This is a genomic window from Frigidibacter sp. MR17.14 (genome assembly GCF_037095735.1).
Taxonomy (GTDB): domain Bacteria; phylum Pseudomonadota; class Alphaproteobacteria; order Rhodobacterales; family Rhodobacteraceae; genus Frigidibacter.
This window is the reverse complement of sequence record NZ_JBAWKD010000001.1, coordinates 696,054-721,048: the sequence shown is the minus strand read 5'-3', so window position 1 is coordinate 721,048 and position 24,995 is coordinate 696,054. Positions and strand designations below refer to the sequence as shown.

Here is a 24,995-nt window from a genome sequence, read left to right as displayed (position 1 = left end):
GCGCGGACCGCCATATTCCCCTGCCATGGATCGCGACGTTCTCATCGTGGGCGGGGGCCTCAACGGCCCGGCCCTGGCGCTGGCGCTGGCACAGGCGGGGATCACCTCGGCGGTGATCGACGCGCGGCCCGCGCGCGCCCGCGCCGAGGCGGGCTTCGACGGGCGCGCCTATGCGCTGGCGCTGGCCTCGGTCAGGCTTCTGGCCGCGATCGGCATCTGGCCGGCGCTGGCCGACAAGGCGCAGCCGATGCTGGCGGTCGAGGCCGCGGATGCCCGCCCCGGCGAGGCGCCCGCACCCTTCGGCCTGCAGTTCCTGTCGGCCGAGATCGAAGAGGGTCCGCTTGGCCAGATGGTCGAGGACCGGCACCTTTACGCGGCCTTCCTGAACGCGATGGCGGCGGCGCCGGCGATCCTGCACCTGCCCGGCGCCACCGTCACCGCGCAGGCGATCGGCCCCGCCTCAGCCACGGTGACGCTGGCGGACGGGCGCGCGCTGACCGGGCGGATGATCGTCGGCGCCGACGGTCGCGCCTCGGGCACCGCCCAGCGCGCCGGGATCACCCGCACCGGCTGGGGCTACGGGCAGACCGCGCTGGTCGCGGCCATCGCGCACGAGCATCCGCATGGCGGCGTCGCGCGGCAGGTGTTCCTGCCCGGCGGGCCGCTGGCGATCCTGCCCCTGACCGGCAACCGCTCGTCCATCGTCTGGAGCGAGACCGACGCCAATGCCGCCCGCATCGCGGCGCTGGACGACGCGGGCTTCCTCGAGGTGCTGCGCCCGCGCTTCGGCACGGGGCTGGGAGAGATCTCGCTCGCCGGTCCGCGCTTCAACTATCCGCTGGGCCTGACGCTGGCCGACAGCTATGTCGCGGACCGCTTGGCGCTCGTCGGCGACGCGGCGCATGGCGTGCATCCGATCGCGGGGCAGGGGCTGAACCTCGGGCTGCGCGACGTGGCGGCGCTGGCCGAGACGCTGGCCGATGCGCATCGCCGCGGCGAGGACATCGGCGCGGGCAACGTCCTTGACCGCTATCAGGGCTGGCGGCGCTTCGACGCGACGACGCTGGCGCTGGGCATGGACGGGGTCAATCGGCTGTTCGCGACCGACAATCCGCTGGTCCGCGCCACCCGCGATCTCGGAATGGGCCTCGTCCAGTCGATCCCGGCGCTGCGCCGCACCTTCATGCGCCAGGCCGCCGGCCTTGCGCCCTCGCCGGGCACGCGCCTGCCGCGGCTGATGGACGGCCGCCCGCTCTGATCGCGTCGGCTCGGACTCCGGCGCCTCAGTCGAGGTGCCGCGCCTCGTCGACCAGCAGGATCGGGATCCCCTCGCGGATCGGGAAGGCCAGCTGCGCAGGGCGCGAGATCAGCTCCTGCCGCTCGGCGTCATAGTTCAGCGGCGCGTGGGTCAGCGGGCAGACCAGCGCCTCGAGCATCCGTCGGTCGGCCTTGGGCGCCTCGCTCATTGCAGCAACTCCTCTCCGTCCCCGCCCGCCCGCAGCGCGAATTCGATCAGCGTCACCAGCGTCTCGCGCCGCGTCACCAGGTCGGGGGCTTCCAGCAGAGCCTGCTTTTCCTCGGGCTCGAAGGGCAGCAGCATCGACAGCGAGTTCAGCAGCAGCTCGTCCTCGGCGTCCTTCAGCGTCTCCCAGTCGGTCGCCAGCTGTTCGTTGTCGAAGAACCGCCGCAAGAGGCCAAGGAACGCGGCGCGGTCGAAGCCGGGGTCGGCCTCGGTTCGGCCGAGGTCGCGGCCGAAGCCCGACCAGTCGACCGCCGCGCGCAGGTAGGGGGTGAAGCCCTCGACCTCGGACAGCACCCGGAAGCGCGAGATGCCGGTCAGGGTGATCATGTAGCGCCCGTCCTCGGTCTCGGACATGGCGGTGACGCGGCCGGCGCAGCCGATGGCGTTCAGCCGCCGCGGCAGCGGCAGGTCTTCGGGGCGTCCGGTGGGATGGCCGGGGGGCAGGGCGCGGGGCTGGACCATGCCGATCAGCCGCTCTGGCGTCTTGAACGCGTCTTCCAGCATCTGCAGGTAGCGCGGCTCGAAGATGTGCAGCGGCAGGCGGGCGCGGGGCAGAAGCAACGCGCCCGGAAGCGGGAACAGCGGCAGCTTGTCCGGAAGGTCTGCGGGCTTGATCATGCGCATCGACCTAGCCCGCCTGCCAAGGGTGACAACCTCAGAGATAGATCATCGAGCTGAGCCGGCGGCGGCCCTTCGCCGCCAGCGGATCGCCCGGCTTCAGCGCGTCGAAGATGGTGAAGAGCTGGGCCTTGGCGGCACCTTCGTTCCACTCGCGGTCGCGCTTGAACAGTTCGAGCAGCTGGTCGATCGCCTCTTCGACCCGCCCCGCGGCATGCAGCGCCAGCGCCAGATCGAAGCGCGCCTGATGATCGGCCGGATCGGCCTCGACCGCCGCGGTCAGCTCGGCCACGGGGCCGGCCTCGGCGGCCTGCCTCGCCAGCGCAAGCTGGGCGCGCGCGGCCTCGACCGGGGCGGCGGTCGCGATCTTCGCGGGGACGCCCGCCAGCATCGCCTCGGCCTGTTCGAGATTGTCGAGCGCCAGCTGCGCCCGCACCAGCCCGCCGAAGGCCGCGGCATTCTCGGGCTCTTCGCCAAGGATCGCCGCGAAGGTTTCGGCCGCGTCGACCGCGGCCCCTTCGGCCAGCATCGCCTCGGCGGCTTCCAGCGCCTCGGTCAGCCCGCCGTCGCCCGACAGCGCCGCCAGCTTCTCGACGAAGGCCTTCACCTCGGAGCCGGAAACCGCGCCCTGGAAGCCGTCGACCGGCTGGCCCTGCCAGAAGGCATAGACGGTGGGGATCGACTGGATGCGCATCTGCGAGGCGATCATCTGGTTCTGGTCGACATCGACCTTGACCATCACGACCTTGCCCTTGGCGGCCACCACCGCGGCCTCGAGCTGCGGGCCCAGCGTCTTGCACGGCCCGCACCAGGTCGCCCAGAAGTCGACGATCACCGGCACCTCGCGCGAGCGGTCGATGACCTCGGCCATAAAGTCGCGCTCGGTCACGTCCTTGATCAGGTCGGTGGCGGCGGGGGCCTGGGGTTTCTGGCCGAGTTCGAGCATGGCGTCCTCGCGGGGTGTCTGCATTCGCAGCCCTATATGAGCGCCCCCGCCGCCCTTGCCAAGCCTCGCGAGGCGCAAGCGCGCTCAGTCCTCGGCCGCGGGGAAGCGCGCCGTCACGTCGCGCCACTGCGCAAGCCCGCTGACATAGCCGCCCGGGAAGCGCCGGGCGAAGGCCGCGTGCTGCAGCGCGGTGGCCTGCGGCAGGCTCGACCAGGCCGACAGGACCAGCACGTAGACATCGGTGCCGGTCTGGAAGACCGAAAGCTGCGGCGGCTCCGGCGGCGGCTCGGCCGCCGGCCGGCGGTCGCGCTGCCGGTCGCGGGCGGCGCGCGCCTCGCGGCGCCGCTCGTCGTCCAGCGCGCGGGTCGCCGCCTGCAGCATGTCGCGCGCCTCGGCTTCCGTCCTCGCGCTGGCGAGCACGGTGCCGAACAGTGCCGGTCCCTCGGCCCCGGCCGCGTCGAGGTCGCTGCGCAGCGTCGCCAGCGTCTCGAGCCGGCGCAGCGCCAGCGTGCTGCCTTCTTCGGCGGCATCGGCCAGCCGCTGCTCTGCCGCGTCGAACTGGCCGGCCAGCATCAGCGTCGTGCCAAGGTTGTTCAGGACCCGCACCCGCATTTCTGGCGTCAGGGTGTCGGGCCGGTCGAGCTGTTCCTCGAACCGCTGCCCGGCGGCATCCAGCGCCCCCACCTGCATCAGCGCGTAGCCCAGCGCGTTGCGGGCCGCGAGGCGCGCATAATGGCGGTCGGTGCCCTCGAGCCGCACCGCGGTCTGCAGCGCGGCGATCGCCTCGTCCGGCCGGCCGGTGCTGACGTAGAACCGGCCCAGGTCGAAGGCCGCGCAGAAGTCCGAACGTTCGGCCACCAGCGTCTCGACGGCCTGTTCGGCCCGGGTGAGGTTGCCGGCGCTGGTCCGCTCGACATAGGCGCGCACCACGCGGCGCGAGATGTCGGTCCGGGTCGGGCCGGCAAGGGCTGCGGCCGGGTCGCAGGGGTCGGGCTCGGACGCCGTTGCCGGCGGTGCCGCGCAGGCCAGCGCGAGGACGAGCGCGCGGGCGATGGCCGCGGCGGCGCGACGGTCGGCGGAAACGGCGCTCACAGCCCGTCCTCCCCGTGCAGGCGCGGGTCTGCCGCGATCGGCTGGCGACTGCGCGCCAGCAGCAGCATCCGCGCGAATCTCGCCTGCCCCTCGAGCCCGCGCTGCAGATCGGCGACGCTGCGCGCCAGGGGCTCGATGCGCAGCTCCAGCCGGTCGCCGGCGGCGATCGGCACCAGCAGCCCCGGCCGCGCCCGCCAGCTCTGATCGCCCACCGCCAGCTCGACCATGCCCAGCACCGCCCGGTCGCTGACGTCGAAGCCGACCGGGACCGAGATGCGGCTGGCCGCCAGCGCGACATGGATCGCAAGGCTGAGGCTGAGCGCGAGCCCTGCCAGCAGCGCATAGACGGTCCGTTCGCGGGCGCGGATCAGGGCGCGGGGGGCGCTGGGCGCGGACAGCAGCCCGCGCACGATCCGATGGGCGCTGACCACGCAGATCCCCGCGAACAGCAGGAACCCTGCCTGGACGAGGAAGGAGATGATCCGTTCGAGCGATGAGGCGACGGGGTCGCCGGTCAGTGCAACGTCCATTGTCCTGCCAACCGATTGCCAGCGCCGCGCCGGGCCCCGATTGGTAATAGATCGTTAAACGATTAACTCAGGGTAAACGAAACCTTGTCCGGCGGGGCTGCGGCGCCGGTGTCGCCGCGTTGCGGCGCCCCGGTCAGAGATCGAAGGTGGCAAAGACCGGAACGTGGTCCGAGGGCTGCTCCCAGCCGCGGGCGGCGCGCAGGATGCGGCTGGAATGCGCGGCGCCGGCGATGTCGGGCGTCGCCCAGACATGGTCGAGCCGGCGGCCCTTGTCGGCCGCATCCCAGTCGGCCGACCGGTAGGACCACCAGGAATAGAGCTGGCCCTTCGGAATGTCGGCGCGGGTTACATCGACCCAGCGCCCGGCCTCCTGCGTCGCGGCCAGATGCTCGACCTCGATCGGGGTGTGGCTGACGATCTTCAGCAGCTGCTTGTGGTTCCAGACGTCATCCTCGCGCGGGGCGATGTTCAGATCGCCCACGAGGATCGCCTTGTGCGGCCGGTTCGCGCCGAACCACTCCTTCATGTCGGTCAGGAAATCCAGCTTCTGCCCGAACTTGGCATTCTGTTCGCGGTCGGGGATGTCGCCGCCGGCCGGGACGTAGAAGTTGTGGATCGTCACCCCGTTCTCGAGCGTCGCCGCGACGTGGCGGGCATGGCCCAGCGTGGCGAAGTCGCGGTCGCCGGCATCGGCCAGCGGCAGTTTCGACAGGATCGCCACGCCGTTGTAGCCCTTCTGCCCGCGCGCCACGCAATGGGTGTAGCCAAGCGCCCGGAAGGTCTCGAGCGGCAGCTTCTCGACCGGGGCCTTGCATTCCTGCAGGCACAGGACGTCGGGGGCCTCTTCGCCCAGCAGCCGGCCGACAAGGCCCGCGCGCAGGCGGACCGAGTTGATGTTCCAGGTGGCGAGGGTGAAGGGCATGGGCATCTCCGCTGGGGCCCGGTCCGGGCGCGGCGCGACCTTAGCGGCGGGGGCGGACGAGGTCCACCGCGGGCGGCGCGGGCGTCGCGGATGCCGCGCTGCCGCATCGCTCCGGGGCCGGCGCGGCCTTGCCTGCTGGCCCGATCGTGACTTGAGACTTGCGCCGGACCCGTGTCAAAACCCCTCCAAACGGACCGGAAGGAACGACCAGACATGCGCGCCATCGCCCCGCTCGCCCTCAGCCTCACCCTCTCGCTTGCCGCCGTGCTGCCGGCCGCCGCCCGGCCGATGGATGCCGGCGAGGCCCGCAAGATGGAGACCGCGGTGAATGTCTATCTCGGCGCCATCGGCCGCGGCGAGGCGGATCGTGTGGTCGGGGCGCTGCCGCCGCGGATCAAGAACATCTTCGCCGGTTCGGCCGGGATCGAGGCCGGCCAGCTTGAGCGGACGCTGACCGCGCAGACCGCGGCCCTGCTGAAGGCGGCGAAGTTCGCGAACTTCAGCGCGGATTTCGCCGGGGTCGAGGCGACGGATTCGGTGCTGACCGATGGCAGCAAGGTGACCTGGGTGATCGTGCCGACCAGCTTCACCGCCGCGACCGCGAAGGGCAAGACGCTGAACGAGCAGCCGCTGCTGGCGGTGAACGAGAACGGCCAGTGGTACATGATGCGGGTCGAGGGCGCGCAGCAGAAGCAACTGGTCTCGATCGCCTACCCGTTCCTGCAGAACGTGACCTTCCCCGAAAGCCGCGTCTCGCCGGCCAAGTGACCGCGCCACGGCGTGAGACCATGGCGGCGTGACACCCAGACGGCACTGGCGCCTCGCCCCGAGGGGGCGCCGGGTGCGAACGGGTCTCGGGCGCGGACCGGGGTCGAAAGCCCAAGGCGGGTCGTCCGCCCGAGCCCGCCTCCGTGAGCGTCAAGCGCGTCCCATGCCGCGTGACCATAAGCTCGTGGCTGCGCGCGGGCGTTGCGCCGTTCCCGTCTTGACCCTGCAACGGCTGATGCCCGAAGACCGCGCCCGACAGGTCCGTCGTCAGCCGGCGGGGCGGCCCGGGTCGCGCTAGGCTCGTCTGCAGCAGCGGTGTGGACGGTGAAGCTGCAAACGAAGCATATGAGTGCACACCCTGCGTGATTCGGAGAATTTTCCGGATAATTATTCATTTTAAATCAGTGCCTTGCGCGGCGACTATCAGCGACATGACCCATAAGCGCGCACACCCGCAGCATATCCGCGCACACCTGACCTCCTCCTGTGGCAGCGAGGGGCCAGAACGCAGAAAAGCCCGCACGAGGCGGGCCTTCGGTCGTCTGCTAAATTGGCTTGGCGTCAGCCCAGATCGTCGGACAGCTTGAAGAGCCGGTCGGGGTCGAATGTCTCCAGGTAGTCGTCGACGTCGAACGGGGTGAACCCCGCCGGCTGAGAGAACTTCTTCGAGAACGCTCGCGAGAAATCCGCAAGTTCGACCGCCAAACGGTCGGCCAGCTTGCAGTTCGTGAATGCCTCGATCATCAGCTGGATCACGTAGCCCCACCGATACAGCCCTGCGTGGGCGAGACGGTGCAGGAAGTCGACATCGAAGACGGCCTTGAGATTGACACCTGCCTTCGCCGCGAAGGTCTGGGTGAGCATCCCGAGCTCCTGAACGTGCTCATTGTTGCGCGGGTTGATCATGTCGAAATGGACATGCGAAAGCAGGAACCGGAGCTGCTTGCGCTCTTCGGCGGCGACGTCGATCTCCAGATGTGCCTGGAGGACGGGCACGCCGGAAAGAATGAGGATGAAGGGCCACTTCGTGTCCTTCAGCAGGCCCTTGAACGAGTCGAGTGTCGCCCGGTTTGCCGCCTTCCCCGTGTCGGTGAACATGTGCTGCGCCTCGTCGACATGGATGCCGATCACCCCTCGGATTTGCGCCTGCTGGCGGATCCGATCCCAGAGGTGTTTTGCGGTGCGATTGCCGTTCGTGGGATAGTCGAGCTCTGCGCAGACCACCTCGCCGAGCTCGCGAAAGGTCATGGGCGCTGGAAGCTTCACCGAGATGAAACGGGCGGGCAGCCCGCTCGGCATCGCGGTGTTCGATCCGTTGATCTTCCTCACCAGTTGCTCGATCTCGCGGGTCTTGCCGATGCGTGAAGCCCCGGTGACGAAGACGCCCGATGCCTCGAACGGCTTTCCGAGGTTCTGGCCGATATAGTGGTCGGTGATGCAGTCGCTGACCGCTTGCTGAAGGGCGGCCGCGCGCGGGAACGGGTAATAGGCGCCGACCATCGAGGTCGCAGCCTGCACCTTCGCCATGTTGATGATTTCGGTCATTCCAGTCGCCTCATCTGCGTCGGGTCGAGCAGGAGCGCGGGGGCTGCCTTCTGCTTCGCCGGCCTCGGTTTCCTGCTCGTCTTTTTCTTGGGTGTCGGCTCGGGGCGCAGGTCCAGCTCAGGCACCACTGATGCGTCGTCGTCCCAGGCCACATGGCCGCCCTCGATGTGGTCGAAGGCCTCTGTTTCCGGCTTGCCCTCGGCGGCGATGACACCGTCGATAAGCATGTCGTCGTCCCCGATCTGGTAGACATGCTGGCCGGACGACATGTCCATGATGGAGCCCGCCGCGGCGGTGGGGAGCATAGCCTCGCGATGAAGGATGCGCGCGCCGCGAAACAGGTCACGCGCCTTCCGCTGGCACTCGGCGACCGTGCTGTAGCTGCGACCCAGCTTCCGCTCGACGCCGATCGCGTAGAGGCGGTCGTAGCGCTCGCGGCGCACCGTTGCGAGAAGGTCCTCGTGGATCTCAGTGGTCGCCGGGTTCTCGCGCCGCCAGATCTCAAGCAGCTCGAGGACCTCGGGCAGTGACAGGTCCGCGAAAGCCGTGATCTGCAGCGGCACGGCCAGCGGATCTTCGACCCCGGGGATGAGGACCGTCGCGCAGGTCACGTCGTCAGGATCGACAAAAATGCGCAGCTTGCCGCGGTGGCCCTTCGCATCGAGCCTGGCCTGCAGCTCTTCGGAGTTATACCAAAGCCCGCTGAACGCACGGACGCCCTCGCTCGTGGGTGTCGCGGCAACCTCCCAACCGAGGTGGATCCGGCGCTCATCGGGGTCCTGCGGTCGGAAGGCACCGCGGGTTTCCATGAGCTCACGCCACACTTCGATCGGACGTCGGCCGTGCATGCCGATGCCGTAGTGCCGCATCGACGGATACTCGTCGATGTAGAACCGGGTCACCAGCTCCATCAGGTCCTCGATGTTGAGGACGCCATTCGCCTGCGCGTCGTAGCCGGGGACGTCGCCGGGTCGCCGGCCGGTGTAGCCATGCACCAGTCGAAGGACGACGTTCTCGATCGTGCCGAACCCCCGTTCGATGAACGTCCGCTCGGTTGGCACATGCGCCCTCGCGAAGGTGAACATGCCATCAGACCCCACGACCGCAGCGACGCTCGTGGCATTGCGCAGGCCGGGGCCATTGTCGGATTTGATGTGGCCCAGACCGATGCCAGGCACTGGCTCGTTGCGACAGCCGAAGCGGCGTGCCTCCCGCTCCTTGCTCCGGGTAGCCATCCGCAGCAGGGCGAGCGTCGCCTCGGCCCGCGGCTGATCGGAGACCACCCAGGCCAAAGGCATCCGCGTCGCGACGTCGATCATCACGAGAATATGGAGGCGCTGTCGGATCTCCTCGTCGATCTTCTCAAGGATCTTCTTGTCCTTGTTGCCGAGATGCTCCCACCGCCCCCCTGCCTTCGCCGTGACGACGAGCGACAGCTTGCATTCGTCGATCTCCACGTATTCGCCAGGCAAGAGGGCGCGAATGTCGGTGCTTCCTGCACCTTGCCGCTTCTTGCCCTCGCGTTCGCCGACAGTGGCGACGAGGTAGGCGGTATCGCCTATGATCGACTGACGATGGTTGCGCAGCGTCGTTTCCGAGGGCTTGACCAGCTCCGGGAGGCCGTTGCGCACGCGGATGCGGTTCCGCTCGGTGATGAGCATGTCGAGATGCCGCTTCACGTTCGCCGCCGACGGCTTCTTCGTGTCGAGACCGCACTCTTCCCACGCCTGAGTCATCAGCTCACGGACCTCGTAGGTAATCCGCGGGGTGGGGTTGCCCTTCTTGTGATGGAGCGGAACGAGCTCGTCCTTCGCGCTCTCGCCCTCGGCGAGCGCTTCGTAGGCTGTGAGCATTTCCACGATCTTCCGACCCCTGTAGAGCTGCGGTCGCGTTCCTGAAAAGCGGCCCCCACGTTCACAGTTGATCTGGACCTTCTGGCCAATCAGGGCCGAGACTATGCCGGCGATCTCCTTGCGCGCAGCAGTCGCTTTGCGAATCGAGAGTGTGAAGGCCGGATTGCCGGTCGCCGCCCGGAACTGTTCCTGAATCCGCTGTGCCGCGAGGCAGATCGCCACGTGGAAATCTGCTTCCAATCGCTGAGCGTCAGGGAGCAGATCGGCCGATGCGTAGCCGCCCAGTCGCTGCCTCTGCCGGTTGCCGGTCTTCGCCTGCTGGTAGTCGAGCTTCGCACCGGGAAGCTTCAGCTGCTCCGCGAAGGAGCGGAAGCTGACGACACGCGTTTCGCCGGTGGCGAGATCCTGCGCCCAGTAGCCCACATCATCCGTGCGGGACAGCACGATGCGGTTGCCGCCGAGCGTGACCTCAGTGCCGGCGGGAAGGTGGAAACGGGGCGCGCTCATGCTGCAAGCTCAAGGCGCGAATGCTCCCAAAGGACATGGTTCAGGTTAGCCTGCATCCGCTTGCGCGCGACCAGGCGATGGCAGGCTGCGAAAACGCGGCGCTGCTGGATCGGCGCGACCGGAAACAGGTCACGCATGAGGTAGGGACGACGGCGCTGCGCGACTTCCCAGACGATCTCGTCAGCTTCCGGGTCGGGCTCGAGCACGAACCGATGCATGCGAAAAAGGTTGTCGCGGCGCTGGCGCGGGTAGTCGACGGCGTTCGCGACGACGAGATCGTTGGCCTCGGACCTCGGCGTTGCCTTCACGATTGCGGCGATCTCGCGCTCGGTCGAGGGTTTCGAGAGGCTGTGATCATGGCGCACGAACACCATCCGGCGATGACCGGTGTTCGAGGTGATGCGGAGATCGTGCGTGTAAGGCACCTTCCGGCCGTCGTCGCCCGTGTAGAACACCTTCAAGGGCTGGAATTCCAGGTCGTAGGTGGTTTCGGCCATGAGGGCCTCGAGGGCGACCGCCGCCTCGACCGCGCTCTCGGCCATGCCTACCTTGCGCTTGATGCCGCTGGCCCGCGTGCGGTAGCCAAAGATGACCTTCTGCGACATGGACGAGCGGCTGCTCGGATTGCGCACCCCGTCGAACGGCAGGGTTCCGTGGATGTCGCCCAGATCGATCTGCGGCGCGCGCGGCGTCTTGGGCAGCGAATAGTTCCAGGTGTCGTGGTCAATGGTCTCAGGCATGGCTTCTCCATTCCCGACCAGCATGCTGATCGGGCCGTTCTCGGCTACCAAGGGCTGGAGATGCGGCCTTGCCCGGACCCTTCTGGGCCTCTATCAGGGCAGGTGAACACTGGGCATCTCAGCCCCAACTTCTGTCGCGCGCCAGCTCAGTCCGGCGCGCGTTTTTCTTTCTCGGTTCGATCCCTATCTGCGGCTTGAGCGTGGATCGACGCATGCCGGAACACCCGGCCGCGCGACCATTCATGCGCCCGCAGGACTGTCAACTACGTTTGATTTCAGTTACTTGCGCCGGCATGCGAAAAGCCGGCCGCTTCGCCTTCTCTCCGTCCTGCCCGCGCGTCCGCCTCAGCGGTCACAGCACTTGATGTCTCCTTGCACCGGTCCGTTCTTCGCAATCTTCGCGTTTGATGAGGGCAGGATACAGGGCACGTCCGGGGCATGGAATACCGCCGCGGGAGAGCTCTGGGGACACATTATCTGCTTAGCTCAGCAGCTTCGCCCACTTCATTTCGAGCAGCCAGCCGAGATGGTCGAAACTGTTTCTCGCGATGTCCGGGGGCAGTTCGAGAGCGCCCCCGCAGACGCAGGCGCGAAGCAGGCCGGTGCCGCCCCTGCGAATATCGCCGACGATGAGCCCGCGCACGCGGTAGGCCCCGGCGTAGCTCCAGCCCATCTTTTCCCTGAGCTGGTGGGTCGTGATGTCGAAGTCTACGCCGTCACGGGCCCGATGCTGGATGATCAGCTCGGTCGCGCGGAACCAAGCGCGAATCCCGATTCGGCTTTTGTGGAGAACCGTGCTCGATGTCAGAGAGAACTGGTGACGGCATTTTTCGCATTGATGCGTCCCGCGCTCGCCGAGCGGAACACTGCCGCGGTGCTCGCAGCGAGGACAGACCTCACCGCCCGGCCATCGAACCTCCCGGAGACGCGCGAGGCAGGCGGCTTCGTCAGGGTAGGCCGCGTCGATGCCCTCTGCCGGCAGTTTCATCGACAGGGTCAGGTAATGGATCTTGTCCAGCTCGCTCCCGGACGCCTCCATCGGGCTCCTCCACAATCGTTCGCGCCAGACACCTGCGGGCGCGCAAGTTCTCGCGGCATCGATGAGGTCGCGAACGCCTCAGGCTTAGGAAAATCTGACAGGAAGATCGAGCGCTTATAGCTCACCCGAACGGAAGCCTGCCCATCAGCGCATAGGGCGAGCATCGCGGTCATCGTGTGGCCCTACGCGTCTGTCCAGGAGGAACAGTGGCCCACTGGCTGTGATTGCGTGTGAAAAATGAACCTATGGGGACCAAGCACATATTGCGCATCAATGGTCGCAATGCCTGACAAGGCTTCGCTTCAGGCTCCGGTGCGCCATCTGGTCCTCGGATATCGTGATCGGCCAGACATCGCTGACGATCGCCGCGAAGCCCGCCTCAACCTACAGCCGTGCAACGCGACCGTTGCTTCGCTCGTCGATCGGGTCCGACTTATGGCAAGTTATTTCTCGCTCCATAACTTATGGAACGGCAAATAACTCGGCATAACTCTGCCCCCACCCGTTAGGAGGCCCTCCGAAGGGGAAGGTTCTCAAGGGCTCGCGAAGCGTGTGGGTCGGCTATGCGGACGAAGCCGCCGTTCGTGGTCAACCAAGACATCATGCATTCGCGGCACCGCGGCGAAACGGTATGGCCTTCATTCTCCGGCGGCGGCGCCCTCGGGAAGTGCTGCAGCTGCCCTTGCGTTCTTCTCCCGGCGCGCCTTGATCAGATTCACCTGACGGTATTTCTGCACACCGGTGACTTCTCTGCCGAGCCATTCCGGTCGCGAAAAGATCGCGTCTTCGCTGCGCAGCTCGATCTCCGCCAGAACGACCCCGGCAAGCAGGTCGAAATACTCGTCGACGACCCAGTCGAACCCGTCAAACTGGATGTGGTGGCGGGTTTTCACCAAGACGTCGCGCTCGCAATGCTGCTCTAGAAGGATCAGACCATCGCTTCGCGGGATGTCATATTCGAACTCGTCGCGGGCGATGCCTTTGCGCTTGCCCTTCACCGTCAGGGTCGCGTGGTCGTCATAGAACCTCACCCGAACCTTTCGACCGTCAGAAAATGCCAGCAACCCGTCTCGGATGCGGACCTGCTTGTGCGCCTGGTCTCGCCAAGCGGCGGTCTTGACCAGAAATTTACGCTCGATCTCTCTCGCCATCTTCTGACCTCCTCGATAGCGCCTCATTGGCGTGCTCGGACGCCACCTTGCGCAGTCAGATGTGGAAGCTCCATCCCAAAAAGCGCAAAAAGGCGAGCATACGCCTACACTTATCGATGAGGGCGCTGATGGCGAATATGTTCGACACGCCATTGGCGCGCCGACCGGCTCGTGCTGTCGGCAGCGGCCCGCCGGGAAGTCATGCCCTGCGGAGCTCTAAGAAGCAGCCTGGGGCTGCTGTCGCCCAGTCAACGGCTCTGGTCACGCCAAAAGCCGTCGCGCGGTGTCGAGCAGAACATTTGCACCAGCGATCAGGGCAGCAGGATCGGTGAACTCCGCCGGGTTATGGCTGATGCCGCCGCGGGAGGGGACGAAGATCATCGCCGCGGGCGCGATACGCGCGACCATCTGCGCGTCATGTCCGGCACCAGAGGTCATGCGTCGGCAAGAGAGCTGCCGCTCCGTTGCGGCGGTCTCGATGGCTGTGACGATCTCGGATGCGAAGCGCACCGGTTCGAAGCGGGCGAGGCGAGTGGCGGTCACTTCGAACCCATCCCGACGCAGATCCTCCAGAGCGTCTGCCAGTGCCTCCTCCTGCGCTTGGAGCCGCTCCTCGTCGGGATTGCGCATGTCGACGGTGAACCGCGCCGCCCCTGGGATGACGTTGATTGCACCGGGCTCGAAACGCAGCTGGCCGACCGTGGCCACGCCACCCTCGGTGCGCCGTGCGAGTTCATCGAGGAATACCAACAGCCCCGCGGCAGCCACCCCGGCATCGCGACGCATCCGCATCGGCGTCGTGCCTGCATGATTGGCAGTGCCGCGGATCGTGACCTCCTGCCATGAAATACCTTGCAAGGTCTCGACCGCACCAAGTGCCACGCCCTCGGCCTCCAGCACTGGCCCCTGTTCGATGTGCAGTTCCAGATATGCATGCGGGCGGATCGCGCCCGGCTGCAGCGTCCCCGCATAGCCAATCCGCGCCAGCTCGGCTCCGAGTGTGATGCCGTCGGTGCCGCGGATCGCCAGCGCCTCCTCCACCGCCATGCCGCCCGCCATCACCAAACTGCCGAGCATATCGGGCGCATAACGCACACCCTCCTCGTTGGTGAAAGCCACGACAGCGAGGGGTCGCGCAGGGGCGAGACCGACCTGCATCGCCTCGATCACCGACAGTCCCGCAAGCACGCCATAGCAGCCGTCAAACTGACCGGCGTCGATCACCGTGTCGATATGCGAACCGATCATCAGCGGATCGCCCGTGGCCCCCTCAGGGTTCCAGATCCCATAGATATTGCCGATCGCATCGATCTCGACCCTCAGTCCCGCTGCATGCAGCCAGCCGCTGAGCAGATCGCGCCCCGCGCGATCTGCATCAGTTCCCGCAAGGCGGGTCAGCCGCCCCTCGGCATCCCGCCCGGTCGCACCCAGTTCCTCGATCCGCGCGATCAGGCGCGCGCCGTCAATGCCAGCGATCATGCCGAAACCTCACGCACATCTTCAGGGGTCTTCCCGACAAGCCTCCAATAAAGTGCCGGATCCGTCGCGCCTTCGGTATTGATCACCAATACTCGCGCCTGCGGTCCGAGGCCCACTGCGGCCGCCAGCGCCGGATCGCGCGCGACCTTCAGCGCACCAGCCAGCCCCGCGCTACCGCTTTCGCCCCCGACCACCCCCGGATCCCTGCCCACTGGAGTTGCGAGCCTGCGCATTGCTTCGACCGCATCCTCTTCAGCCAGGGTCAGGAAGGCATCGGCGACCCGTTCCAGCACCCGGAAGGCGACCGGTGACGGCTCGTGGCATTCGAGCATTGCCATCACGGTGGAGCGGCTGTCGTCGACCCGCACCGGTGCGCCCGCTTTGGCGCTGGCGAAGAGACAGGCGGCGCGGTCCGGCTCCACGATCGTCACACAGGGCCGCTCATCGCCCAGCACCAGCGCCAGATGCCCGGCAACCGCCGCTGCGAAGCCGCCAACGCCCGCCTGGAGGAAGACATGTGTTGGCGGCTTCGGCACCTCTGCGAGAATTTCGCGCACCATGGCTGTGTAGCCTTGAGAGACGAGGCCAGGTATATGCTCATAACCCGGCCAAGAAGTGTCGGAGAGCACGGTCCAGCCTTCCTCTCCCGCAATCCGCGCGGCCTCCTGCACCGAGAAATCGTAGCCGCCCGCGACCCGTTCGATCCGGGCGCCGAAGCGGGCAATTGCGTCGATGCGCGGCTCGCTGACGCCCGCATGGACGAAGATCACCGCCCGTGCGCCCAGGAGTTCGGCACCTTGTGCAACCGAGCGCCCGTGATTGCCATCCGTTGCGCAGGCGAAGGTCATCGTCGCAGCGACCGCACGAACTTCCGGCCCCAGAAGTTCTGTGATGGCCACTTCACGCCCCAGGCGTCGCGCCGCTTCCTCCTGCACGAGGATCATCAACGCATAGGCCCCGCCGAGTGCCTTGAAGCTACCAAGCCCCAGCCGAAAACCTTCATCTTTCATGTGCAGCGCGCCAACGCCCAGCTCTCGCGCAAGCTCCGCCAGATCATGGAGCGGCGTGGGCGCACTGTTCTCACGCAAGGCCAGAACCTGCGCCGCTCGGTCTGCGGCCGCGGGCCCCAGCGTCTGTGCGTCACGCGGATCGAGCGGCTGGCGATGGCCAGATAGAGTGTTGAGAAGAAAATCTGGGCGGTCCATCGCAAGCATCCTTCAACGCAGTTCGGTGAATTTATATTTCAACCGCGATGAAATTTGCGTTGAATTTGGCAAAGCCTCATGAAAGTTTCGCTCGCATGACCGATCTCGACAGCTTCGATCTCGCCATCCTGCGCATCCTCCAGCGCGACAACGCCACTCCTCAGCGCGAGATCGGCGAACAAGTGCATCTGTCCGCTCCATCTGTGCAGCGCCGGATCCGGCGGATGGAAGCGACGGGTGTGATCGAGGCAAACGTGGCCCGTGTGTCGCCCGAAGCGGTGGGTTTGGCACTTACCGTCATTGTGCAGATCGAACTGCTGAGCGAGACGCCGGCCGACATCGACGCGGCCAAGCGCACATTCCGCGATGCACCTGAGGTTCAGCAGTGCCATTACGTCACCGGCGAGGCCGATTTCGTCCTGGTCTTGCAGGTCGCATCAATGGCGGCTTACGAAGACTTCACGCGCCGCACCCTTTTCGCCTCCGGCAATGTAAAGAAGTTCCGCACAATGGTCTCGATGGACAGTGTGAAGACCGGGACAGCGCTTGGGTTCTGATGCCTGCCATGGGACGCGGTGGTGCGCATAGCCCGTCCCGAATGAGCTTGACACCTTTTAGCGAGACGGTGGGGACCCGTCCCGCGAGCTTCCGTGGCTGCGGCTCAGCACGTCTGGGTTCGTTTCCAAGGGCCGGCCTTTCACCTGCCCAGCAGCCGGGCAAGTTCTGCAGCAGTCCGCGCCGACGCCTCTACTGCTCCTGCCAGATAGCCGGGTTCGCTGGCGCTGCTCTCGCTACCTGCCATGTGAAGTCGCCCCTCCCAGTCCCCAGAAGGCTCACAGCTCGCCCCGGAAGGATGCCCCGGCGCGTCAATGTCCGCAAATGCGGCGGTCATCGTATCGCGCGCCCAATCCTTCACAAGGGTCGAGGAGGGTGTCGAGGCCATGGGCCCGAAGAGGCGCACGAGCTGTGCGACGCAAGCATCGGTCAGGCCCGCTTCTCCAGCGGTCACGCGTTGCGACGGCCCCATTCCGACAAACCCGAAGAGCGCCGCACCGCAAGTCCCGCTCGCATCGTGGATTTCCGCCATCGGACCTACCATGCTCTGCGCTGTTCCGCACAAGCCTGCGTCGCGCCAGAATGGCCGGTCATAGAAGGCGACGAACTTGGCATGGGGAGCCATCCAGGTTGGCGTTGCTTCCCATCGCGCGCGGGTCGGTGCATCGATATCCGGGACGAAACGCGCCGACTGGGCGAATAGACGGGGCGGCAGGGCCGCAATCACATGCTCTGCCTGCACCTCGCAAGGGCGCCCCGCTTTCTCCGTGGAGATCGAAAGGCTCACCCCGCCTTGGCGAAGTTCGATCTGCCGCACCAGAGACATCAGATGGATGCGGTCCGCAGGAACCTGCGCCGCCAAAGCATCGACGATGGCGATGGTGCCGCCGTGCATCCGCATCGACTGGCCTTGGTGATTGACGGGGGCGTAGCGGTGCGGCCGTTCCCGGGACATGCGTTCGAACAGCACGTCGCCCTCGCTGCACTGAGCGAAGCTTTCGATGCCGAGATCGGACACGAGCGCGGATATCGCAGGCTGCGCATCCGGCCAGAACCAAGATGGACCCAGATCCACGCCGCCGGTGCCAGGGCTGCCCTGCTGGTCGACGGTCAGGATCCGTCCCCCAAGGCGGTCGCGCGCCTCGAAGAGCTGGAAGTCCACGCCTGCACGATGCAGGAGGCGTGCGGCGTTGAGGCCGGCGAGACCGCCGCCGATGATGGCAACCTGGGTTTTCATGGGTTTTTCCTGAGCACGGCTTTTCACGCCGGTATCTTGAGGATGTCGGGGTGATGCAGCGGCGCGTCCTTGATCCAGACCACCGCGCCGTCATCCCCGGCCGTGGCGGTCAAGGGCAGGCCCGGAGGCCAGCGGAGCCAGCTTTGCGCAGTGAGAAGCTCTGCCCCGATCCGGGCCGATCCCGACACGACCAGCAGTTCCAGCCCCCGCGGGTTCGCTGTCTCAACCGCAGCGGCTGGCTGCCATGTTTCGAGAACCACACGCTCTGCGCCGTCCTCGAATAGCCGGATCGCCTCGGCCACGCCGGGGCGCGGGGCGAGCGCATCGCCCTCTCCCGGTCGCCGCACGATCTGGGCGCCATCCCCGGCGCGATGCTGCCAGAGACGCACGAAGATCGTGCAACCTTCCGCAGCCGCCGGGCTGTGAGATGTGCCGGGCGGATTGCGGAAGTAGCTGCCCGCCGGATAGTCGCCATGTTCATCCTGGAACGTGCCGTCGAGCACGAGGATCTCTTCGCCACCGGTATGGACATGGGCGGGGAAGGCGCTGCCTTTCGCGTAGCGCACGATCGAGGTCGCGCGGGCGACCTCGGCCCCTTCGCGGTAAAGCATTTTGCGGTCTACCCCGGCGGCGGGGCTGGCGATCCACTCAAGACTGCTGCCGTGAACCGTCACGGGCTGTGTCAGATCGGCGTTAATCAGCATTGCGTATCTCCCATCGTCAGCACCATCCTGAATTTCGCTTCGCCCGACAGCATCCGCTCGTAAGCGGTCTGCGCCTGTGCAAGCGGCATCGTTTCGATCCAGGGGCGCACTTCGGTCAGCACGCTGAAGCCCAGCGTGCGTTCGTTGTCATAGGGAGATCCGGTGATCGAGCCCTGAACTGCGCGTTCGCCACCGACTAGAAAGCCGGAGGCTATGGCCAGCGGATCCTTCCCGACACCGAGAAGAACCAGCCGTCCCCCGGGCGCCAGCCCCTGTGCCAGCGCGGCAACCACGCCCATGTCGCCGATCGTCGACAGAATGGCTGTGGCGCCACCCATCGACCTGAGCGCGGCGGCTGCATCCTCGGCCTCGGTGTCGATGTAGCGATGCGCGCCCAATGCGGCTGCATCCGCCGCGATGTCCGGCCCGCGACCGATCGCCACGACGCGCAGGCCCATCTTCCGGGCATATTGGACCGCCATGTGCCCAAGGCCGCCGATGCCGACGACAGCGACCGTATCGCCCGGCGTGGCGCCGCTGCCCCGCAATCCGTTGAACGTCGCGATGCCCGCGCAAAGGATCGGCGCGGCCTCGATCGAGGACAGTTCGTCGGGGATCGAGACAAGGCCGGTCGCACGGGCGGTCATCATTTCGGCATAGCCCCCATCGCGGGAAGCCCCCATCACCGGCTGTTCCCGGCACAGATGGAACTGGCCACGGCGGCATTCGCGGCAAGATCCGCAATGCCCGCCGAAGCGGCCGATGCCCACGCGCTGGCCGACCTTCCAGATCGACGGAACATCGGCGCCGAGTGCGACAAGGCGACCGACGACCTCGTGGCCGGGGATACGCTTCGCCTCGGGGGTGGCCCCTTCGATATCGCCCCGGTCCGCGCCGCAGATACCGCAGGCTTCGACTTCGATCAGAACCTCACCGGCCTCAGGCACGGGCACCGGGCGGCACACCGCCGTCAGGCGTCCCGGCGCGGTGATTTCCATAGCGCTGAAAGTCCTGCCCATTTTCGTCACCTCATCGTTGTGACGACCGGAATAGCCGCGTAGATACATGAGCGGAAATGGTTTGATCTCATATATGGATGCAGGAGATTCATGATGCTTGATCGCAACCACCTGCAGATCATCCGCGATGTCCATCGCACCGGCAGCGTCACGGCGGCGGCGGAACGCATCGGTCTAAGTCAGTCCGCGGTCAGCCACGCAATCTCGAAGCTGGAAGATTTCCATCAGCTCAAGGTCTGGCGGAAAAAGGGGCGCAGCCTCGAATTCACGCAGGCCGGCGCATACCTGCTGAGCCTTGCAGAGCGGATGGTGCCGGAGCTTGAACATGCGGAGCAGGTGCTGGCAGACATGGCGCGTGGCCGCAGGGGGGCGATGCGCCTTGGGATGGAATGCCATCCCTGTGAAAAGTGGCTGATGCGGGCAACCGGGCCGTATCTGATCGACTGGCCCGACGTCGATCTGGAGATACGGACGGAATTTAGGTTCGATGGTGTCGCCGCACTGCTGGGGCACGAAATCGACGTGCTCATCACCCCCGATCCCGTGCATCTGCCGGATCTGCAGTTCGAACCGGTGTTCGATTACGAGATCCGGCTCGCGGTGCATGCCGAGGACCCGCTGGCCGAAAAGGTCCATCTCGCCCCATCCGACCTGCTCGACCGCGACATCATCACCGTGCCTGTCGAAACCGAGCGCCTTGATATCTACACGCGGTTCCTCGTTCCGGCGGGGTGCCGTCCGCGAAGACGTGTCGAGATCGAAAATGTCGAGCTGATGCTTCAACTTGTCGCCGCGGGTCGCGGGCTGACGGTCCTGCCCGACTGGATCATCCGCGAGGCGGGCGCGGACTTGCCGATCCGCAGCCTGCGCATTGGGGCCGAGGGCTTGCGCAAGGCGATCAATGTGGGAATGCGGAAAGCCGACCTTGAAACCGATTACTTGATCGGCTTTCTGGACAGGGCGCGCGGCACCAGCGCTTGATGCTCAGGCCGCCGCCGCGCCCCGATCGCCACGTGCCATCCGCCAGATCAGCGGCGCAAGCACGAGGGCGATGGCCGGGAAGATCAGCAGATTGATCAGGCTCCAGCCTGAGGCCTGAAGCAGCGCGCCAGAGAAGAACGATCCCAAGGCGACGGTCCCGAAGACGATGAAGTCGTTCAGACCCTGCGCTCGGCTCCGCTCATTTTCTGCATGCGCGGCGGCGACCATGGCGGTCGCACCGATGAAGCCAAAGTTCCAGCCCAATCCCAGCAGGATCAGCGACAGATAGAAATGCGTAATGTCGAGTCCGGCAAGCGCGACGGCACCCGAGCCGCCGATGATCACCAGCCCCGTTGCGGTGACACGTTCCTTGCCGAACCGGGCGATGAGCTTGCCGGTGACAAGGCTCGGGGCGAACATCGCCAGCACATGCCACTGGATGCCATGCGCGGCATGATCGACCGAATGGCCGTGACCGACCATGGCCATCGGCGCTGCGGTCATGACGAAGGCCATGAGCCCATAGGAAACCGTTCCCGCCGCAACCGCCAGCAAGAAGCTGGGCGAGGCGAGCAGTTGCCGGACGCTTCGTCCCCCCTCTGTCTGCGCAGATCCGGCAACGGGTCGCGGGGAGCGCAGCAGTAGCAAGATCGGCAGTGCGAGCAGGGCAAGCGCCGCTTGGCTGATGAAACTGCCCGCGTAGGCGACGCCGGGGATCGCCAGTCGCGTGGCGATCACCAGTTGCGGGCCGATGATCGCGGCGATCAGTCCCCCCACCATGACCCAGGAGATCGCACGCCCGCGCGCACCGTCGGTCAAACCGTCTGCGGCCGCGAACCTGTAGGTCTGAACGTAGGACGCATAGAGCCCCGCCGTGAAGGTTCCGCAGCAAAAGAGGGCGAATACACCCAGTGTGATCGCGCCTGCGGCAAGCAGGCCAGACAGCACACCGATGGTGGCGCCCAGCAGATAGCCCGTGCGCCGGCCGAACCTGCGCATGATTGCCGCTGCCGGAAGCGTTCCCAGCGCAAGCCCCAGATTGTAGACGCTGACCGGCAGGGTCGCGATGGCCGCGTTCGAGGACAACTGCTGGCCGACGAGTCCCCCGAGCGAGATCACGATCGGGCCGCTCGCGGCACCGAGGGATTGCGCCGCAACCAGCACTGCCAGATTGCGCGTCATGCCGAAGGATCTGTCCATTTGCTGCTTCCACTGTCGATTGCCGGGCCGTGCCTGATCAGGCCAGCTTGCCCGGGAAGCACGTCGGTCGATTAACCGCCAAAACCCATGAAGAAAAATGGGAATTTTGCATTAATTCATGCAGGTAGTTCATGGTTTGGGCGCGCGTCACCTGTTGCCCGCTTCCACCCTTGTGCGCTCAACGGCCAAGCGCAACTCTGCCAACGGGAAAGCGCCGGCGAACAGGTCACGACCGATGATGTAGGCGGGTGTGCCCCTTATCCCCAAGGCGCCGACTTGCATATCGTTTCGCGAAAGCAGTCCCATCCAGAGATCCGCATCCGCCTCAAACGAGGCCAGTGCATCCTTCGGATCGATCCCCGCCTTACCGAGGGCCGCGTCGAAGTCGCGGTCGCTCAGCCGCCGTCCTTTTAGGGCCATCATAGCCTCATGCGCCTCGGGATAGGTGCCGAGCCTGACCGACCCCAAGGCCATCTTTGTCGCGCGTTGCGAAGGTGGCCCGAAGACCGGCCAATCCTTCATCAGAAGCCGGATCCCGCCATCGGCTTCGACCAGCTTGAGAAGTGCCGGATGATCGCGGCGGCAGTAGGGGCATTGATAATCGAAATACTCGACGATCGTAACATCGCCATTCGGGTTTCCGAGCACCGGCTGGTCGGGATCATGCAGGATCTGGTCAGGGCCCGGCCCCATGATCTGACCGATCCCACGCGTGGGAAAGACCGCCGCCGTCAGGCCCGCGGCAAGGAACGCTCGCTTCGTGATGCGGCTCATGCATTCGTCTCCTGCCGGGGGGCGACTTGTGACGCGATTGCGGGTGCCTGCACCGGATCCGGGAAGCCGCCGTTGTCGAGGATCGACTGGCGCGACTGTTCGGGCGTCAGAACGACAACGCGCGTCATCGACTTCACGCGATCGCCGAGGTCAATCACGTCCTGATGGAACATGCGGATGCAGCCGGCAGAGGTTGCGCTGCCGATGGACCCCATGTCGCTGGTGCCGTGGATGCGGTAATAGGTGTCGCGGTTGCCCTGATGCAGATAGAGCGCCCGCGCACCGAGCGGATTCCAGACCCCGCCATCCATCCCGTCGGCAAGACGCGCGTAGGTTTCGGGAAATTCACGGATCATGTTCTGGGTCGGCCGCCAGCTTGGCCAGTGGCGCATATAGGGGATATGCGCCTCGCCTGCGAAAGCCCGCCCCTCGTCCCCTACAGCGACCCCGTAGCGGACCGCCTGTCCCTCCGGCAGGATGAAGTAGAGATAGCGCTGCCAGGGATCGACGACGACGGTTCCGGGCTTTTCTGCGGTCACGAAGCCGATGGTCTGTCTCACGTTGTGGTCGGTCAGGAAGTTGTCCGGCACGGCCGGGACCGCGAAACCACCGTCTTCGCGGGCTCCATACATCGACTTCACCTCTGGACTGACCTGCGGTCCCGGATCCGGCGTTTCAGTTGGCAATGGCGCGGCACATGCGCCGAGCAGGGCAAGTGCCAAAAGGCCCGCGAGAGGGCGGATCGGGATCATTGAAGTGTCCTTTCGGGAACGTGGCCGTCGCGTAGTGCGGAAACGGAAGAGAGGATGTCCTCGGCGCCGATGGCGCCGATCAGGCGGCTGCCTTCGGGTTCGCGCTGCGCAGGGTCGAGGAAGATCAGTGTCGGCGGTCCGACCGTATCGAGATCGGCGAGCAGGGCGCGTGATGCGGCATCGGTCCGGGTCACGTCGATCTTTAGCAATGTCAGGTCGGACAGCGCGGCCGTGACGGCGGGTTCGGCGAGCGGACCGCGTTCGAGGCTGCGGCAGGTCACGCACCAGTCCGCCGATACATAGAGAAGCGCGGGCTTGCGCGGCGCTTCGGCCAATGCGGTTTTCAGCTGCGCCGGAGCATCGATGGGGCGGAAAGATAGCCTGGCCTGTTCCGGCACAGCCGAAAGCCGCTGCAGGGGGCGAAGCGGATCGCCCGCGCCCGAGGCCGCGCCCAGAGCCATAATCGCGCCGAGGATGATCGCGAGGATGCCGACGGCGGGCCCGACGCGGCGCGCGGGGGATGTGTCGCGGTCAAGCCGGTCCAAGGCGCCGAGCATCACCCCGGCAAGGACCAGATAGGCGGACCAGACCCCCAGCACCGCAGGGCCGGGCAGGATCCTGGTCGACACCCAGACCGCCATGCCAAGGAAGGTCAGCCCGAACAGCCGGTTCACCCCCTCCATCCAGGCCCCGGTGCGCGGCAGTAGGCCCGCACCGAACGTGCCTGCGACGAACAGCGGCACCCCTTGCCCGAGGCCGAGGCAAAAGAGCGCGGCGGCCCCAAGGGCGATGTCGCCGCTCCGTGCGACATAAAGGAGCGCGGCGGCAAGCGGCGGCGTCACGCAAGGGCCGACGATGAGGGCGGAGCCGAAGCCGAGCGTCGCGGCCCCCGCCATGGTGCCGCGCCGGGTCTGGGACGGGCCGGTGCCGCGCATCGGCAAGCGCAGCGAGATAGCGCCGAAGCTCGACAGCGCGAGCGCGACGAAGATCAACGCGGCACCGATCAGCGCGGCCGGGTGCTGCAGGACCATCTGCAGGTTCTGCCCGGACCAGCCCGCGACCGCCCCGATGACGCCGAAGGCCGCGGCCATCGACATGACATAGGCCCCGGAGAGCAGCGCACCGCGCCGCGCCGTCAGCCGCTCGCCCTGTCGCAAAAGCAGCCCGGTCAGGATCGGCACCATCGGCAACACGCAGGGCGTCAACGACAGCAGCACGCCAAAGCCGAGGAAGGTTACGAGAACCAGCGCCACACCGCCCCGAGCCGCGAGTCGCTCCAGCAAGCCATCCTGCTGTGCGATGTCGGGGTGGGCCGTTGCCGGGCCAGCCAAGGATGCGGCGTCGGACACCGCCGCAGCGTGCGATGTGCCCAGCTCTTGCGTCACCGGCGGGTAGCACAGGCCTGCCTCTTGGCAGCCCTGCCATGTGACCGTGAGCGCACGCGGGTCAGCCACGGTAAAGCTCACGGCATCATGATAGACCTCGGTCACGCCGAAGGTCGGGTCGTCCTTGGTCACGCCCTTCGGCATGTCGAGTTGAAGCGGCTGCCCGTCGGCTCGCACCTCGAACCCGTCGCGATAGAGGTAATACCCTGGTGCGATGCGCCAGCTGAGCCGCACAGCACCGGGTTCAGCAGCCGCCGAGAAACGGAAGGCCTGGTCCGCCGGCAAGGGCTGGCGCCCGCTGCTCGTTAGCCGAAGTTCCTGAGCCAGCGTCGGAAATGCCAGCAGCGTGATTGCCAGCAAGGTCAGGGCAAGCTTTCGCAAATTATCCGTCCGAAGTAGTTTCCGGACGCCTCTCGCCCAACAGCCTTAAGCCAATCTTAAGCTTCGGTTGCGACCGGGCGGGCAAAGGAG

At 66.5% G+C, this 24,995-nt stretch carries 24 protein-coding genes; 4 read left to right on the top strand and 20 right to left on the bottom strand.

Annotated features, from left to right (window positions below):
- The first annotated feature begins 25 nt into the window (after positions 1 to 25).
- Positions 26 to 1,258, top strand: coding sequence for a UbiH/UbiF/VisC/COQ6 family ubiquinone biosynthesis hydroxylase (locus V8J36_RS03485; protein ID WP_336465849.1), 1,233 nt, complete (start codon positions 26 to 28; stop codon positions 1,256 to 1,258).
- A gap of 25 nt (positions 1,259 to 1,283) precedes the next feature.
- Here V8J36_RS03485 and V8J36_RS03480 read toward each other — a convergent pair whose 3' ends face one another.
- The 6 genes from V8J36_RS03480 to V8J36_RS03455 all read right to left on the bottom strand — a co-directional run bounded on the left by V8J36_RS03480 (position 1,284) and on the right by V8J36_RS03455 (position 5,630).
- Positions 1,284 to 1,466, bottom strand: coding sequence for a Trm112 family protein (locus V8J36_RS03480; protein WP_336465848.1), 183 nt, complete (start codon positions 1,464 to 1,466; stop codon positions 1,284 to 1,286).
- Positions 1,463 to 2,140: an LON peptidase substrate-binding domain-containing protein gene (locus V8J36_RS03475; protein ID WP_336465847.1), complete on the bottom strand. Its 678-nt coding sequence runs from the start codon at positions 2,138 to 2,140 to the stop codon at positions 1,463 to 1,465. The genes V8J36_RS03480 and V8J36_RS03475 overlap by 4 nt, the downstream gene beginning before the upstream one ends.
- 37 nt (positions 2,141 to 2,177) lie before the next feature.
- Complete coding sequence (locus V8J36_RS03470) at positions 2,178 to 3,086, bottom strand: tetratricopeptide repeat protein (protein WP_336466183.1); 909 nt, start codon at positions 3,084 to 3,086, stop codon at positions 2,178 to 2,180.
- 84 nt (positions 3,087 to 3,170) lie between these two features.
- A complete protein-coding gene (locus tag V8J36_RS03465) occupies positions 3,171 to 4,178 on the bottom strand; it encodes a tetratricopeptide repeat protein (RefSeq protein WP_336465846.1) in 1,008 nt (335 codons plus the stop codon).
- Positions 4,175 to 4,708 carry a hypothetical protein gene (locus V8J36_RS03460; RefSeq protein ID WP_336465845.1) on the bottom strand — a complete coding sequence of 178 codons (534 nt, stop codon included), beginning with the start codon at positions 4,706 to 4,708 and terminating at the stop codon, positions 4,175 to 4,177. Before V8J36_RS03460 ends, V8J36_RS03465 begins: the two co-directional genes overlap by 4 nt.
- Before the next feature lie 133 nt (positions 4,709 to 4,841).
- Entirely contained in the window at positions 4,842 to 5,630 is a 789-nt protein-coding gene (locus V8J36_RS03455; protein ID WP_336465844.1) for an exodeoxyribonuclease III, read from the bottom strand.
- Positions 5,631 to 5,843: 213 nt separating this feature from the next.
- Between V8J36_RS03455 and V8J36_RS03450 the strand changes: the two genes are divergently transcribed.
- Positions 5,844 to 6,398 carry a hypothetical protein gene (locus tag V8J36_RS03450; protein WP_336465843.1) on the top strand — a complete coding sequence of 185 codons (555 nt, stop codon included), beginning with the start codon at positions 5,844 to 5,846 and terminating at the stop codon, positions 6,396 to 6,398.
- A 561-nt stretch (positions 6,399 to 6,959) separates the two neighbouring features.
- Here the strand turns inward: V8J36_RS03450 and V8J36_RS03445 are convergent.
- From V8J36_RS03445 to V8J36_RS03415, 7 genes are all read right to left on the bottom strand, one after another.
- Positions 6,960 to 7,943 carry an ATP-binding protein gene (locus V8J36_RS03445; RefSeq protein ID WP_336465842.1) on the bottom strand — a complete coding sequence of 328 codons (984 nt, stop codon included), beginning with the start codon at positions 7,941 to 7,943 and terminating at the stop codon, positions 6,960 to 6,962.
- The gene (locus tag V8J36_RS03440; protein ID WP_336465841.1) at positions 7,940 to 10,303 is read right to left on the bottom strand and encodes a transposase family protein; all 2,364 of its coding nucleotides are present in this window, start codon (positions 10,301 to 10,303) and stop codon (positions 7,940 to 7,942) included. The genes V8J36_RS03445 and V8J36_RS03440 overlap by 4 nt, the downstream gene beginning before the upstream one ends.
- Positions 10,300 to 11,043 carry a hypothetical protein gene (locus tag V8J36_RS03435; protein WP_336465840.1) on the bottom strand — a complete coding sequence of 248 codons (744 nt, stop codon included), beginning with the start codon at positions 11,041 to 11,043 and terminating at the stop codon, positions 10,300 to 10,302. Before V8J36_RS03435 ends, V8J36_RS03440 begins: the two co-directional genes overlap by 4 nt.
- 481 nt (positions 11,044 to 11,524) lie before the next feature.
- Positions 11,525 to 12,082 carry a transposase gene (locus tag V8J36_RS03430; RefSeq protein WP_336465839.1) on the bottom strand — a complete coding sequence of 186 codons (558 nt, stop codon included), beginning with the start codon at positions 12,080 to 12,082 and terminating at the stop codon, positions 11,525 to 11,527.
- A 638-nt stretch (positions 12,083 to 12,720) separates the two neighbouring features.
- Positions 12,721 to 13,233 (bottom strand): CYTH domain-containing protein, encoded by a 513-nt coding sequence (locus V8J36_RS03425; RefSeq protein WP_336465838.1) that lies wholly within the window; start codon positions 13,231 to 13,233, stop codon positions 12,721 to 12,723.
- Positions 13,234 to 13,494: 261 nt separating this feature from the next.
- The gene (locus tag V8J36_RS03420; protein WP_336465837.1) at positions 13,495 to 14,712 is read right to left on the bottom strand and encodes a Zn-dependent hydrolase; all 1,218 of its coding nucleotides are present in this window, start codon (positions 14,710 to 14,712) and stop codon (positions 13,495 to 13,497) included.
- Positions 14,709 to 15,917: a diaminopropionate ammonia-lyase gene (locus V8J36_RS03415; protein WP_336465836.1), complete on the bottom strand. Its 1,209-nt coding sequence runs from the start codon at positions 15,915 to 15,917 to the stop codon at positions 14,709 to 14,711. The genes V8J36_RS03420 and V8J36_RS03415 overlap by 4 nt, the downstream gene beginning before the upstream one ends.
- A 95-nt stretch (positions 15,918 to 16,012) precedes the next feature.
- Between V8J36_RS03415 and V8J36_RS03410 the strand changes: the two genes are divergently transcribed.
- Positions 16,013 to 16,474, top strand: a complete 462-nt coding sequence (locus V8J36_RS03410; RefSeq protein WP_336465835.1) for an Lrp/AsnC family transcriptional regulator — start codon at positions 16,013 to 16,015, stop codon at positions 16,472 to 16,474.
- A gap of 140 nt (positions 16,475 to 16,614) precedes the next feature.
- Here V8J36_RS03410 and V8J36_RS03405 read toward each other — a convergent pair whose 3' ends face one another.
- From V8J36_RS03405 to V8J36_RS03395, 3 genes are read right to left on the bottom strand one after another with little or no spacing between them, the layout of a single operon-like run.
- The gene (locus V8J36_RS03405; RefSeq protein WP_336465834.1) at positions 16,615 to 17,709 is read right to left on the bottom strand and encodes a flavin monoamine oxidase family protein; all 1,095 of its coding nucleotides are present in this window, start codon (positions 17,707 to 17,709) and stop codon (positions 16,615 to 16,617) included.
- Between the two features lie 23 nt (positions 17,710 to 17,732).
- Positions 17,733 to 18,413: a cupin domain-containing protein gene (locus tag V8J36_RS03400; protein ID WP_336465833.1), complete on the bottom strand. Its 681-nt coding sequence runs from the start codon at positions 18,411 to 18,413 to the stop codon at positions 17,733 to 17,735.
- Positions 18,407 to 19,567: an alcohol dehydrogenase catalytic domain-containing protein gene (locus V8J36_RS03395; protein ID WP_336465832.1), complete on the bottom strand. Its 1,161-nt coding sequence runs from the start codon at positions 19,565 to 19,567 to the stop codon at positions 18,407 to 18,409. The genes V8J36_RS03400 and V8J36_RS03395 overlap by 7 nt, the downstream gene beginning before the upstream one ends.
- Between V8J36_RS03395 and V8J36_RS03390 the strand changes: the two genes are divergently transcribed.
- Complete coding sequence (locus tag V8J36_RS03390) at positions 19,526 to 20,413, top strand: LysR family transcriptional regulator (RefSeq protein WP_336465831.1); 888 nt, start codon at positions 19,526 to 19,528, stop codon at positions 20,411 to 20,413. The two genes, V8J36_RS03395 and V8J36_RS03390, sit on opposite strands and share 42 nt — an antisense overlap.
- 3 nt (positions 20,414 to 20,416) lie before the next feature.
- On the opposite strand, the gene V8J36_RS03385 is transcribed toward V8J36_RS03390, so the two are convergent.
- The 4 genes from V8J36_RS03385 to dsbD form a co-directional block, all read right to left on the bottom strand.
- A complete protein-coding gene (locus V8J36_RS03385; protein ID WP_336465830.1) occupies positions 20,417 to 21,613 on the bottom strand; it encodes an MFS transporter in 1,197 nt (398 codons plus the stop codon).
- 147 nt (positions 21,614 to 21,760) lie between these two features.
- Positions 21,761 to 22,387, bottom strand: a complete 627-nt coding sequence (locus V8J36_RS03380) for a DsbA family protein (RefSeq protein ID WP_336465829.1) — start codon at positions 22,385 to 22,387, stop codon at positions 21,761 to 21,763.
- Positions 22,384 to 23,139, bottom strand: a complete 756-nt coding sequence (locus V8J36_RS03375) for a L,D-transpeptidase (RefSeq protein WP_336465828.1) — start codon at positions 23,137 to 23,139, stop codon at positions 22,384 to 22,386. Before V8J36_RS03375 ends, V8J36_RS03380 begins: the two co-directional genes overlap by 4 nt.
- Entirely contained in the window at positions 23,136 to 24,905 is a 1,770-nt protein-coding gene (gene dsbD, locus V8J36_RS03370) for a protein-disulfide reductase DsbD (RefSeq protein WP_336465827.1), read from the bottom strand. The genes V8J36_RS03375 and dsbD overlap by 4 nt, the downstream gene beginning before the upstream one ends.
- Positions 24,906 to 24,995: the final 90 nt, after the last annotated feature.